This window comes from Roseibium sp. M-1, from assembly GCF_054515675.1.
In genome coordinates, this window is sequence record NZ_CM137257.1 from 2531786 (window position 1) to 2544570 (window position 12785).

General features: G+C 62.0%; 10 protein-coding genes. 4 read left to right on the forward strand and 6 right to left on the reverse strand.

Features of this window, described 5'->3' with window-relative positions; translation table 11 throughout:
- Positions 1 to 6 precede the first annotated feature (6 nt).
- The 3 genes from ACX3M4_RS11455 to mutL form a co-directional block, all read right to left on the reverse strand.
- A complete protein-coding gene (locus ACX3M4_RS11455) occupies positions 7 to 873 on the reverse strand; it encodes a phosphotransferase (RefSeq protein WP_459359413.1) in 867 nt (288 codons plus the stop codon).
- Between the two features lie 321 nt (positions 874 to 1194).
- Positions 1195 to 2064 carry an alpha/beta hydrolase gene (locus ACX3M4_RS11460; protein WP_459358711.1) on the reverse strand — a complete coding sequence of 290 codons (870 nt, stop codon included), beginning with the start codon at positions 2062 to 2064 and terminating at the stop codon, positions 1195 to 1197.
- Between the two features lie 61 nt (positions 2065 to 2125).
- Entirely contained in the window at positions 2126 to 4033 is a 1908-nt protein-coding gene (gene mutL, locus ACX3M4_RS11465) for a DNA mismatch repair endonuclease MutL (RefSeq protein WP_459358712.1), read from the reverse strand.
- Between the two features lie 114 nt (positions 4034 to 4147).
- On the opposite strand from mutL, the gene ACX3M4_RS11470 reads away from it, so the two are divergent.
- Positions 4148 to 5023, forward strand: coding sequence for a TIGR01459 family HAD-type hydrolase (locus ACX3M4_RS11470; RefSeq protein ID WP_459358713.1), 876 nt, complete (start codon positions 4148 to 4150; stop codon positions 5021 to 5023).
- Positions 5024 to 5304: 281 nt separating this feature from the next.
- On the opposite strand, the gene ACX3M4_RS11475 is transcribed toward ACX3M4_RS11470, so the two are convergent.
- Positions 5305 to 5898: a TetR/AcrR family transcriptional regulator gene (locus ACX3M4_RS11475; protein ID WP_459358714.1), complete on the reverse strand. Its 594-nt coding sequence runs from the start codon at positions 5896 to 5898 to the stop codon at positions 5305 to 5307.
- Between the two features lie 234 nt (positions 5899 to 6132).
- Here ACX3M4_RS11475 and ACX3M4_RS11480 point away from each other — a divergent pair, with 234 nt between their 5' ends.
- Entirely contained in the window at positions 6133 to 7506 is a 1374-nt protein-coding gene (locus ACX3M4_RS11480; protein ID WP_459358715.1) for an efflux RND transporter periplasmic adaptor subunit, read from the forward strand.
- On the forward strand, positions 7503 to 10631 hold the full coding sequence (locus ACX3M4_RS11485; RefSeq protein ID WP_459358716.1) for an efflux RND transporter permease subunit: 3129 nt from the start codon (positions 7503 to 7505) through the stop codon (positions 10629 to 10631). Before ACX3M4_RS11480 ends, ACX3M4_RS11485 begins: the two co-directional genes overlap by 4 nt.
- A 127-nt stretch (positions 10632 to 10758) precedes the next feature.
- Here ACX3M4_RS11485 and ACX3M4_RS11490 read toward each other — a convergent pair whose 3' ends face one another.
- Positions 10759 to 11451, reverse strand: a complete 693-nt coding sequence (locus tag ACX3M4_RS11490; protein ID WP_459358717.1) for a protein phosphatase CheZ — start codon at positions 11449 to 11451, stop codon at positions 10759 to 10761.
- 165 nt (positions 11452 to 11616) lie between these two features.
- A complete protein-coding gene (locus tag ACX3M4_RS11495) occupies positions 11617 to 12000 on the reverse strand; it encodes a response regulator (RefSeq protein WP_006935666.1) in 384 nt (127 codons plus the stop codon).
- 253 nt (positions 12001 to 12253) lie between these two features.
- Here ACX3M4_RS11495 and ACX3M4_RS11500 point away from each other — a divergent pair, with 253 nt between their 5' ends.
- Positions 12254 to 12700, forward strand: coding sequence for a MaoC family dehydratase (locus tag ACX3M4_RS11500; protein WP_459358718.1), 447 nt, complete (start codon positions 12254 to 12256; stop codon positions 12698 to 12700).
- Positions 12701 to 12785: the final 85 nt, after the last annotated feature.

Sequence of the window (12785 nt, forward strand, 5' to 3'; positions counted from 1 at the left end):
CGGTCCTCAGTTTGTTTGAAAATCCGACAGCGCCGCGCGGAACCGCGCAATGTTTTCGGCCGTATAGGCCGCATAGTCGAAGTCGATCGTGGACGTGATTTCCGAAACCATGCTCCACATGGTCTCGCGCAACAGCGACGCGCATTTCATGGCGCCGTATCGCCTGCGCAACCCGTCCGTGACCGGGGCGGCAAAATAGGTCTCCAGCATCCAGTCTTCCTGGGTTGCGCTCAGCTCGTTGTTCGAGGCAAGCCCGCCGAGATCGAAGAGCGGCGTGTTGAAGCCGGCATAGTCGTAGTCGATCAGCCAGAGCCGCTTGCCGTCGTCGAGAAAGTTGCTGGCCAGAAGATCGTTATGGCCGAAAACGATGTCGAACGGGCCGGCGGCTTCTTCCAGCTCCTTCCCCGCTTCGAGCAGCTCCGGCAGGAGCGTCGCATGGCTTGAGCCGCGCTCGATCAGTGTTGCGCCATAGTCGCGGATGACATGGAAGACCCAGAAGACCAGAACCGGTCCGCGCAGGTGGGACGGCAAGTTTTGGTGGCATGCCCTGACCAGCTCGAGAACACGCGGCAGCAAGTCCGAATGACGAATGTCTTCTTCCCGAAGCGTCCGGCCTTCGATGAAATCGAGCACCGTGAAGCGGCCTTCAGCAAAGACGACAGCGGGCGATAACCCGGCCGCATGGGCCGCCCTCGCGGCGGATCTCTCGTTGAACCGCATGATCTGGTGAAGCGGAATGTCGTCGCCGACACGCACCACGTATTTGCCTGTCTGGTCTTCGGCAACGTAGTTCACGTTGGTGATCCCGCCCACCAGCGGTTCAACCTTAACCTCCCCCTGCCAGATCGGCAGTGACCTGATTTCCGGCAACACGTCGGATAGGTTCATTGCATCGCCTTCCCGTCCCAGCCGGATCACGTTATGCGGTCCTTGCAGGTGCGTCCAGCATTGCCTAAAGGCTTCTCTCGTTGCTGATGAGCCACAAGGACCGGGAACCGGCCGAGCGAAGCACGAGCCGGGACCGGGGCGCCTCAAGCAGTCAAGAAATCTCTAAGATACATTTGAAACGCCCGGGCGCTCCGGTCCCGGATCTTCACTGCGCTACGTCCGGCAAGACGGTGGCAAAGGCCATGCCCTTATCGACAATCCAGCTTTTCAGAAGCTTGACGAGGCCTGGACCACGAGGACAGGAGATCAAGCCCCACCGAGCTTCTCCCATTCGGCGAGAACGGCTTCCCAGAGGCCGTTGGTCCACAGATCGGAGTGATCCACCCCTTCGACGATGATGAGCTTCTTGGGATCCTTCGCGAATTCGAACAGCCGCCTGCCGTGTTCGACCGGAATGATGCGGTCGGCGGTGCCGTGCAGGATCAGGACCGGGGCGGCGAAATTGGTGATCCGCTCGCGTGTCGGCATCTGGTCCTTCATCAAAAGGCTGACCGGCAGCCAGGGATAATCTTCAGACGCCATGTCGACCAGGGCGGTATAGGGCGCTTCAAGGACGAGCAGCCTTGTCTCGGGCCGTTCGGCGGCAACCGCTGTCGCCACGCCCGTGCCGAGGCTTTCACCATGGACGATCAGCGGCGACCCGGCAGCGGCAGCCCTGTCGAAATGCTCGAGGCCGTCCGCTAGCAGCGCCGCTTCGGACGGGCTACCCTGGCTGCCGGCAAAACCGCGATAGCTCGGGGCGTAGAGACCGAAGCCGCTGTCCAGGATCTGCTTGAAGCGTTTCCAGCGCGAAGAAACATTGGCCGAGTTGCCGTGAAAATAGAGAACGGTCGGCGCGCCCGCCTTTACCGGTGGGGCTCGCCAAACGGTTGCCTCTGAGCCGTCCGCCATCTTCACGGTCTCCACGATGACGGTTTCCAGCCCCTTTTCAGCAGGGGTCGCAAGCGCGCCGGTCGGCCGGAAGATGAAGCTGCGCTGGTTGAGATACATGTAGCCGGCAGCCACGCCATAAGCGACGGCAAGGGCAATTGCCACCTTCAGCAGCCCCTTGTAGACCCTGCGGCCCGAGGTGCTCTTCGTGTGTGTGTCGCGTTCGCCGGTTCCGGTTTCCGCCATCAATGGTCTCCTGTTCTTCGGCCTTATACGGCCGGACATCCCTGTCCGATCAAGGCGATGGCTACTTGCGGCCGAACAGCTTCTCGATGTCGGAAAGCTTCAGTTCCACCCAGGTCGGCCGTCCATGGTTGCACTGGCCGGAAAGCGGCGTCGCCTCCATGTCGCGCAGCAGCGCGTCCATCTCCTCCGGCCGCATGCGCCGGCCGGCGCGCACGGAACCGTGGCAGGCCATGGTGGCGGCAACATGATCGAGCTTTTCCTTCAGGCTGTCGGCCGTATCCCATTCGGCAAGTTCATCGGCAAGATTGCGAACCATGCCTTCAATATCCATATCGCCGAGGATCGCGGGCGTCTCGCGGACTGCGATCGCCCCTGGGCCAAAGGCCTCCAGCGCCAGGCCGACCTTTTCCAGGTCATCGGCACGCTCCGCCAGCCGGGCCGCGTCCTCTTCCGGCAGCTCGACGATTTCCGGGATCAGCAGCATCTGCCGCGGCACGTCCCGCTTTGCCAGCGCTTCCTTGAGGCGCTCGTAAACCAGGCGCTCATGGGCGGCGTGCTGATCGACGATGACGACGCCGTCCGCCGTCTGGGCGATGATATAGGTCTCATGCACTTGGGCTCTCGCCGCGCCAAGCGGCAGGCTGGTCTTTTCGATCTCCACCGGCACGTCATGGGCACGGGCATCGGCGGAAGGCACCGCGAAATCGGCAAAACCGTCCTGCCGGACAAATGCCTCCTGCGGCACTTCGGCGAAACCGGTTGCAGGTGCGCCCGCCGTTTCCAGCGGCCGGAACACATCCGGGTTCCACTGCGGCGCGGCAGCGCTGCGGACATAGCTGCTGCCGCCTCCGCCATTGCCACCATATGAGGTCGGGCTTGCAGGCGCCGATGGCCGGTAGCCCGGAGATGCGTAACCCGCCGACTGCGCACGGATGGCGTCGAGGGCGACGGAGGCGTTCGAGGTCGAGGAGCGGTGGCCTGATTGAACCAGGGCATGCTTGATCGAGCCGACCAGCAGGCCCCGCACCAGCTGGCTGTCGCGGAAGCGCACGTCGGCCTTGGCCGGATGGACATTGACGTCCACCTGAGCCGGATCGAGATCGATGAAGAGGACGACCACCGGGTGCCGGTCGCGGGCGAGCACATCGGCATAGGCACCGCGCAACCCCGACAGCAGCAGCTTGTCCTTCACCGGTCGGCCGTTGACGAAGAAGAACTGGTTCTGGGCGTTGCCGCGATGGTGGGTCGGCAGGCCGGCAAAGCCGGTGAGACGCACGCCCTCGCGCCCGGCGTCGATCTCCATGGCGTTGTCGACGAAGTCCTGACCGAGGATCTGCGCGATCCGGGCCAGATGCGGCTCGGCCCCGCGTGCCGCAGGCCAGCTCTGCGCCTGCCGGTCGGCGCCCGACAGCGAAAAGCCGATTTCGGGATATGCGAGCGCGATCCGCTTGACGATCTCGGTGATCGCTGACGCTTCCGCCCGGTCGGACTTCAGGAATTTCAGCCGCGCGGGCGTAGCGAAGAAGAGATCGCGGACCTCGACCTGCGTACCCCTGGTACGGGCGGCAGGCGCCAGCGGCTTTTCCCTGCCGCCTTCCACCGCAATGGCCCAGGCATGGTCTTCGTCCGCATGCCGGGTCTGGATGGCGAGCCGTGCAACGGAGCCTATCGAGGGCAGCGCTTCGCCGCGAAAGCCAAGCGTGCGGATGTCGAAGAGGTCGTCGTCGGAGATCTTGGACGTGCAATGGCGGCGGATCGCCAGTTGCAGATCCTCCTGGCGCATGCCCTCGCCGTCGTCGGAAACGCGCATCAGGGTCTTGCCACCGGCGGCCGTAACGATCTCGATGGATTTCGCACCGGCATCGACGGCGTTTTCGACCAGTTCCTTGATCACGCTCGCGGGCCGTTCGATCACCTCGCCGGCGGCGATCTGGTTGATCACCTGTTCGCCAAGCTGCCTGACCTTCATCCAACTCTCTCTTGCCGGTTTCGCACAGCGCTCTGTTCCTATATGGTCCGCGCCGAGTTTGCTTCGATTCTTTCGCCAAGCCTATCAGACCTACCGCAATCCGGGTGATCCGCAATGACCGTTTCCGCACCGCTTCTTGTCGACGGGCTGAATGCCCTCGCGCCGTCCTACAAGGGCATTCTGTGCGATGTCTGGGGCGTGTTGCACAACGGTGTATCGGCTTTTGAAGGCGCGCACAAAGCCTTAAGGACCTACCGCGAGGAAACCGGCGGCAAGGTCATCCTGATCACCAACGCACCGCGCCCGGCCAAGCAGGTCGGCGAGATGCTGGCCTCGCTCGGCGTGCCGGAGGGAACCTATGACGACATCGTCACCTCCGGCGACGTGACCCGCTCTGTGCTGGAGGCCGAGGGCAAGAACACCCTTCTCCATATCGGTCCCAACCGCGACCAGCCACTTTATCATGGCCTGGAAGCGACCTTCACCCTCAACGACGACGAAGCGGACGCGATCAGTTGCACGGGTCTTACCGACGACGAGGTGGAGACACCGGACGACTATCGCGAGCGGCTGCAGAAGCTGGCCGATCGCGGCCTGAAGATGATCTGCGCCAACCCGGATATCGTCGTTGAACGCGGCGACCGGCTGATCTGGTGCGCAGGCGCCCTTGCCCGTCTTTATGAGGATCTCGGCGGCGAGGTCGCCATCCTCGGCAAGCCGCATGCCCCGATCTACAAGGCGGCGCTCGAACGCTTCGAGAGGCTGACCGGCGAGAAGATGGCCAGGGAAGACGTGCTCGCCATCGGCGACGGCCTGCCGACCGACATTCGCGGTGCGGTCTCCCAGGACATCGACGTGCTGTTCATCACCGCCGGGATTCACGCTTCCGACTTCGGCCCGAGCGACGCCCCGGAAGAGCACCTCATCCGCCGCCGCCTCGCCGAAGAAGGCCTGCGCGCCCGCGCCGCCGTACCGCGTTTGTGGTGGTGACACCGGGACAAAGTTAACACCTCGGAACTGTCGCTCCGCGCTCTTTCTTCTTCCCTGCAGGTAAAACTCTGATCCGAAGCGTCTAAGCTTGCGCCCTTCTCCCCCCTTGCGGGGGAGATGTCAGCGAAAGCTGACAGAGGGGGGTGAAGCGTTTCCGGGAAATCGGAGAGGCCGTTTTAATACAATGGGCTGTCACCCCCCTCTGTCCGGTTCCCGGACATCTCCCCCGCAAGGGGGGAGAGGGGAGCAAGTGGGTTGTCCGCGTGCGACAAACAGCCCCCTCAGTCCTCCGTCTTAGCACCATGCCCGGAGAGATACGTCCGCACATACTCCCCGACATCCAGCCCGGCATGTCCCGGTCCGATGCCCATTTCCTTGACAAAGCCGGTGACTGCCAGCGGGGCAATCAGGGCGATGGCGAAGCGGAACGGGTCGCCGGGTTGAATCCGGCCTTTTGCCTGGTGGGTGGCAAGAATGCGCGCAACGCTCTGCATGTTCTGCATCAGCACGGGCGTTACCGCGCGCAGTTCCGGCTGGTGCGGCATCTGGGAAAAAAGCGTCAGGGCGAGGCCGCTATGCGTCTTGAAGGTGGCGAGATAGCTTTCAACGACGTTGCTCAGATCCATCTCGATATCGTCGCTTGCGGGCACCAGTGCAAAGGGTGCCTTGGCGAGCGTGTCGCTGATCGCCGCTTCCATCAGCGCAGCTTTCGAGCCAAAGCGCCGGAACAGCGTAACCTCGTTCACACCTGCCCGTTCGGCAATGTCCCTTGTCGTCGTGCCATTGAAACCGCGTTCGCAGAACAGCGCCACCACCGCGGCATAAATATCTGAAATGTCGACACTTCTGGGCAAAATCACTGCCGCGCGTGACACGCAGCCCTCTATGTTTCGGCATTTTGAGCACGCGCCAGCTAACGGCAAGGAGCACATGATTGCAAGCGACTACTTGCAAAAAATCACTGCCAGCCTTAAATGCAAGTCATAACTTGCAATAAGCAACCAGGCGGACGAAAGCGTTCGTGTCCTGCTATCATCAAGCGCTCACGGAATGCGCGTATCAGGACCTGACTTTCGTGCGCCGCCGCAACCCGCAACCGGAGACCCGCCGTGCCCTTCCCGCGCAAACTCCTGATCCTGCCGCCCGTGCTTGCCGGGGCCGCCGTGCTTTATCTCGCCGTCAGCGGAAAGGAAGCACCGAAACGGGCGGATCTCGGCGAGACCGCGACCGTCGTCCGGGTGGTAACCGCCACCCCGCGCCCCTTCGTGCCGCGGGTGACCGGATACGGCACCGTCGATCCGGCACGCACACTGGATGCCATTGCCCAGGTGTCGGGCCGCGTCACCTTCATCAATCCGAATTTCAAGCGCGGCGATTTCATTGCCGAGGGTGACATTCTGCTGACCCTGTCGACGGAAGACTATGAGCTGGAAATCGCGGAAGCCCAGACGGATATCGCCGGCGCCGACGTCGATCTGGAAGAGCTTGCCGTGACACTGGAAACCCAGAAGAAGTCGCTGGAGATCGCGAAGGCCGGGCTGGAGCTGGAGGAGCGCGAACTCAAACGGCTGAAAACCTTGCTGGAGCGCAAGGTCATCTCCGACCAACAGGTGGAGAACCAGGAAAGCGCCGTTCTGCAGCAGCAATCCACCGTACAGGATCTGGAAAACGACATCGCTCTCAACCCGGTGAAGCGCAAGGCGCTGGAGCAGGCGAAGGCGAAAAACCAGGTGCGGCTGGATACGGCCAAGCTGAACCTCGCCCGCACGACCATCCGCGCACCTTTTGATGCCCGTGTCTCGAAGGTCAACGCCGAGATCGACCAGTTCGTCGCCGCTGGCACATCCGTCGGCGGGCTGGACGGTGTCGATGCTGCCGATATCGACGTGCAGATCAGCCCGGCAAGCATGGCCGGTTTCGCCAACCTCGCCTTTCCGGGGTTGCTCGATACGGAGGAAGGTGTCCTGAAGGCCCGCCGCTCTCTCGACCGGCTTTCGGCAAAGGTTCGCGTCGGCTCCGCCGGCGATGCCGCCATTTGGGAGGCCCGGGTCAAAAGGATCAGCGACACGGTCGATCCCGATACGCGCTCCATCGGCCTGATTGTCACCGTCGACAAGCCCTATGACACGATCCGGCCGGGCCTGAAACCGCCGCTCGTCAAGGGCATGTTCGCGGAAGTGGAACTTTCCGCCCCGCCCGTCCCGGACCAGGTGCTGCTGCCGCGCAATGCGGTGCAGGGCGGACAACTCATGACCGTTTCCGCCGAAAGCCGGCTTGAACTCGCGCCTGCCGAGATCGCTTTTCAGGTCGACGATGTGGTCGTTCTCAAATCCGGCCTGGCGCCCGGAACGAAAGTCATTGTCAGCGACGTGTCGCCGGTGATCGAAGGCATGCTGTTGCAGCCTGTGGAAGACGAGGCGGTGTCTGTCGGCCTAACCCGGGCTGCGGGCCCGGCAGCGGCAGGCGGTGAGGCACAAAAATGATCCGTTTTTTCGCCCTGCACCCCACCGCCGCCAACCTGATAATGGCGGGTTTCATCATCCTCGGACTTCTGAATGTGCCGAACCTTCTGATGGAGACCTTCCCTCAGGTTCCGATAAAGCGGATCACGGTCAATGTCGCCTATCCGGGCGCGACCTCGGCCGATGTCGAACGCACTGTTTGCCGGCGCATCGAGGATGCGCTCGACGGGATCGAGAATATCGACGAACTGAAATGCGATTCCCGGGAGAACATGGCGCTGGCGACGGTCAAGATCGTCGAAGGCAAGGATATCGGCCAGCTGCTGCTGGATGTCGACCGGGAGATCAACGCGATCTCCGACTTCCCCGACGGGGTCGAGGACCCGGTCATCGAGGAAGCCGGACGGCTGAGCGCCGCCGTATCCGTCGTCATCACCGGCATCGGGGACAAGCCGCAGCTGAAGAACTATGCCGAGGCGGTCAAGGAGCGGATGCTGAAATTCGGCGGCATTCCGCAGGTGGAAATCTCCGGCTTTTCCGACCGCCAGTTCCGCATCGAGGTGCGCGATGCTGCCGCCCGCGAACTCGGACTGACGCTCGCCGAAATCGCCAACACGCTGAGCCGGCAGAATATCAGCGCACCGTCTGGCGAAATCACTACCGAAGGCGGATCGATCCTGCTGCGTTTTGCAGACGAACGGCTCGCGGCCGATGCCTACGCTTCGGTCGTTGTCGCTTCTTCGCCGCAGGGAGGGCAGATCAAACTCGGCGACATAGCCACCATCACCGACCTCTTCGAGGACGAAGAGGTTGAAACGCGCCTCAACGGCCAGCTCGCGGCGGTGCTCGACGTCTCGATGACCCGCAACGACGACCTCATCAAGGTGGTCGAACATGTGCAGGACTTTGTCGATCAGGAACAGGCCCGCGCGGCGCCCGGCGTCACCTTCACCCTCATCAATGACGGCTCCATCGTGCTGAAGGACCGGCTGTGGATGCTGGTCGACAATTCGCTGCAGGGGCTGGCACTGGTGGTCGCGGCCATGTGGATTTTCTTCGGCGGCCGCCAGGCCTTCTGGATCGGCATGGGCCTGCCGGTCTCGTTCCTGGGGGCTCTTGCGGCCATGTCCCTGCTCGGCCTCACCATCAACATGCTGTCCATGGTAGCGCTGCTGATCGTCGTCGGCATCATGATGGACGATGCCATCGTCATTTCGGAAAACATCGCCACAAAGCGCCAGCAGGGCCTCAAACCGCTCGACGCGGCCGTTGAAGGCACGCTGCAGGTGGCGCCCGGAGTCCTTTCCTCTTTCCTGACGACAGCAGCGATCTTCGGTTCGCTGGTCTTCATCAAGGGCGATATCGGCGATCTCCTGCGGGTTATCCCGATCGTGATGCTGCTGGTGCTGGCCGTCTCGCTGGTGGAAGCCTTCCTGATCCTGCCCAATCACCTGTCGCATGGCAGCGCCCGGGACAAGCCCAACCGGGTAACCGCCAAGGCGGAGGCAGGAGTTTCATGGATCCGTGAACACTTGGTCGGTCCTGCAGCCACCTGGTCCGTGCGCAACCGCTATTTCACCGTCGGTTTCTGCGTGATGATGTTCCTTGCCTCCGTCTCGCTGCTTGCCGGCGGCGTGGTCAAGTTCCAGGCCTTTCCGAATGTGGAAGGCGATCAGATCGAGGCACGCATCGAGCTGCCGGCCAGCGCCACGCTTGCCGGCACGCGCAAGGTCGTGGCCGAGACCGTGGCGGCGCTGGAACGCATGGATGCGGCCCTGTCGCCGCGCAATCCGGACGGGGCCTCGCTTCTCAAGAACGTGCTGGTCCGTTTCGACGAGAACAGTGACGCCGGTACCAGCGGCGCCCACCTGGCAACGCTTCATGTGGATCTGCTGGACGGTGCCGACCGCGCTGCGGGCAACCAGGAAATCCTGACGGTCTGGCGGCAGGAGATGCCCGGGACGCTGGACGTGCGGCGCATCGTCATCACCGAATCGGCCATCGGTCCGGCTGGCCGCGCCATTGAATTGCGTCTGGCCCATCCCGATCCGGCAGTGCTCGACAAGGCGTCCGAAGACCTGCAGGCGTGGCTCAACGGCTATCAGGGCGTTTACAACGTCTCTGACGATCTCAGCCTCGGCAAGCCGGAGCTTGCCCTGTCGCTGAAGGACGGCGCAGGCGCCGTCGGTCTCGACGCCAAGGAAATCGCCGACCAATTGAAGGGCGCCTATAACGGCATCACCGCCGACGAGGTGCAGGTCGGTGCGGAAAGCTTCGAGGTGGATGTGCGGCTTGCGGGTATCGACCGCAATAGCTTGGGCGATCTGGAACTCTTCACCATCGAGACGCCGTCGGGCCACCGGGTGCCGCTCGGGACGGTCGCCAATATCCGGTCCGAACGCAGCTATACCAGGATCAACCGCATCGACCGGCTACCGACGGTAACGGTGACCGGCGACGTGCTTCTGGGTGTGGCCAATGCCAACGAGGTGGTCAAGGACACGGAAACCCGGTTCCTGCCGCAGCTTCTGGAAGACTATCCCGGCCTTGAGGCCTCGACGGAGGGACAGAACGCGGAGGCCGCCAAAACCCAGGCGTCGATGGTATCGGCGCTCGGCACCGGCCTGATCTTCGTCTTTATCCTGCTGAGCTTCCAGTTCCGCAGCTACACCGAGCCGGTTGTCGTCATGACGCTGATCCCGATGGCGCTGATCGGCGCCGTCTGGGGCCATTTCCTGATGGGCATCGATTTCGCCATGCCCAGCATGCTCGGCTTCATTTCGCTCGCCGGGATCGTGGTCAATGATTCGATCCTGCTGGTCAAATTCATCAAGGACGAACACGACCCGCAAATGCACAGTGTCGCGGACATCGCCCCGCTTGGCGCCAAGGCCCGTTTCCGCGCGATCCTGTTGACCTCGGTCACGACGATCGCCGGCATGATGCCGCTGCTTTTCGAGACGAGCCCGCAGGCCCAGGTGCTGATCCCCCTGGTCACCTCGATCTCCTTCGGCCTCATCGGCACGACGCTGATGATCGTCTTCGTCGTTCCGGCGTTCTACACCATCCTCGACGATTTCGGCCTGACGTCGCTGGCGAGGGAACGTGAAGCGCATCGGGAGAAGGTGGCGGCGAAGACGATCTAAGACAAAGCATCTCTGTCGTCATCCCGGCCAAGTAAAGCGCGAGCCGGGATGACTTCGGATAGAATACGAAAATGCAAAAAGGCCCCCGAAACGGGAGCCTTTGAACCTTGATCTTTATGCGTGCTGATCAGTCGAACAGCTTGTCGATATCCGCCTGAGCGTCGCCGAGAAGGGCGTCGATGTCGTCCTGGGAGACGCCTTCGCCGGAGTGCTGCGGGCCGTGCAGGATGAGCTCGCGCTTGCGGCGTTCGGCTTCGGTTTCCTCGATCGCCGCATCCAGATCTGCGGGAATGCGCAGATGTTCGATGAAGGAGGAAACACGCTCGTCGATATAGCGCAGCGTCTCGACAACTTTCGAGATGCGCTGGCCGGTGATGTCCTGGAAGGTGCAGGCCTCGAAGATGCTGATCATCTTGTTGCTGACCAGCTCTTGATAGGCCTCAGGGTCGCTGGTGTCAGCGCCCATGATCTCTTCGGCTGCTTCCATGATGGTGTTGGTGGCGTCTTCCGTCGCCTCGACGATGGCGTCGAGTTCGCGGCCGGCATCCGGGATCTTGTTGCCGGTCATGTCCTTGGCGCGCAGCTGGGAGATTTCCTCCTTCATGCGCCGGATTTCCTTGGCAATCAAGGTCAGCTCTTCAGTCACGGCCGGCTGAACGGTCGACAGGAAGTCAGACATCGATCCCGACATGACTTCTGCAAGATGCATCACGTCCGTGAGGGAAACTTCACCTTGCCGGCTTTTGTTCTCTTGCAGGAAGTCGATTACCCGCGCGATGTTTTCCTGTTTCATGCTGGCCACCAGATCGAGCCTTTCCATCTTGATAGCATCCTCCGAAGTGCGGCCCCTTCTGGGCCGCTATTATTGTGCGGATGCGTCAAAACTGACCTGGCCTGCCTGCCCGGCAAGACCACGCCGATCTGTTCACCCGTCTGGCACCGGCGGAGCTGCGCCCCATCGCAGGCCCCCGCCAAGTGCAAGAGTTTAGTCGGAGAAGACCGCCTCGATCTTGCCTTTCAACGTCTGGGCGTTGAACGGCTTCACGATGTAATTGTTCACGCCGGCTTTTTTCGCGGCGATAACGTTTTCCGTCTTGGATTCAGCGGTCACCATGATGAAAGGCGTCTTGCTGAGGCTGCCGTCGGCACGAACCTGCTTGAGCAGCTCGTAACCGGTCATCGGCTCCATGTTCCAGTCGGAAATGACCAGGCCATAACGGCGCTGTTTCATCTTTTCCAGTGCTTCGGTGCCGTCCGCAGCATCGTCGATGTCTTCGAAACCAAGCTGCTTGAGCAGGTTCCGAATGATGCGAATCATCGTTTTGTAGTCATCGACCACGAGGACCGGCATCTGAAGATCAAGGGCCATTGTCTACTCCATACTGTCAATTTGCGCGGCCCCTGGCCGTGGGCCGGTGGAAACGCGTTATGACTTCGAAGGAGAGTGACACATTAATTCGTGTCCTCACCTCCCCACACTCAATGCAATCTACCGATGGCCCCTGAAAAGACCGTTAATAACAGGCGTTTTTTTTGTTCACCCAAAGCACAATTGCCAGAACACCTTGCAACGCCTAGCGTCCGCCAGGCCTGAAAAATGACAATGGGGGGTGAAACTCGTGATGCTGGAACTACAGAAACTCTGCTTTGAGGACCTTTCAGTGGGCATGAGCGAAGTGCTCGTCAAGCATGTCAGCTCCTCGGATGTGGTCGGTTTCGCGGAAGTATCCGGCGATCGCAATCCGATCCATCTGTCGGAGCATTTTGCCGCCAGAACCCCCTTCAAGACGAGAATCGCCCACGGTCTTTACACCGCCAGCCTGATTTCGGCTGTGCTCGGCACGCGCCTGCCCGGACCTGGCGCCATCTATCTGTCGCAGACCCTCAACTTCAAGGCTCCGGTCCGCATCGGCGACGACGTCAAGGTGATCGTCACGGTCGAAGAGCTGATGGAGCGCGGCAACCGGGCCCGTCTTTCCTGCATCTGCAGTGTCGACGACACGGTCGTCCTGGAAGGCGAAGCCCTTGTGAAGGTGCCCTCCCGCGACGAAGACCGTTCCGGCCTCTGAACAGCGCCGGCGACCGGTCTCTCCTCCGCTCCATCCCTATCTTGACCTTTTGGCGCGATGGCGGCAGGTTCCACGCCAGCTTCGG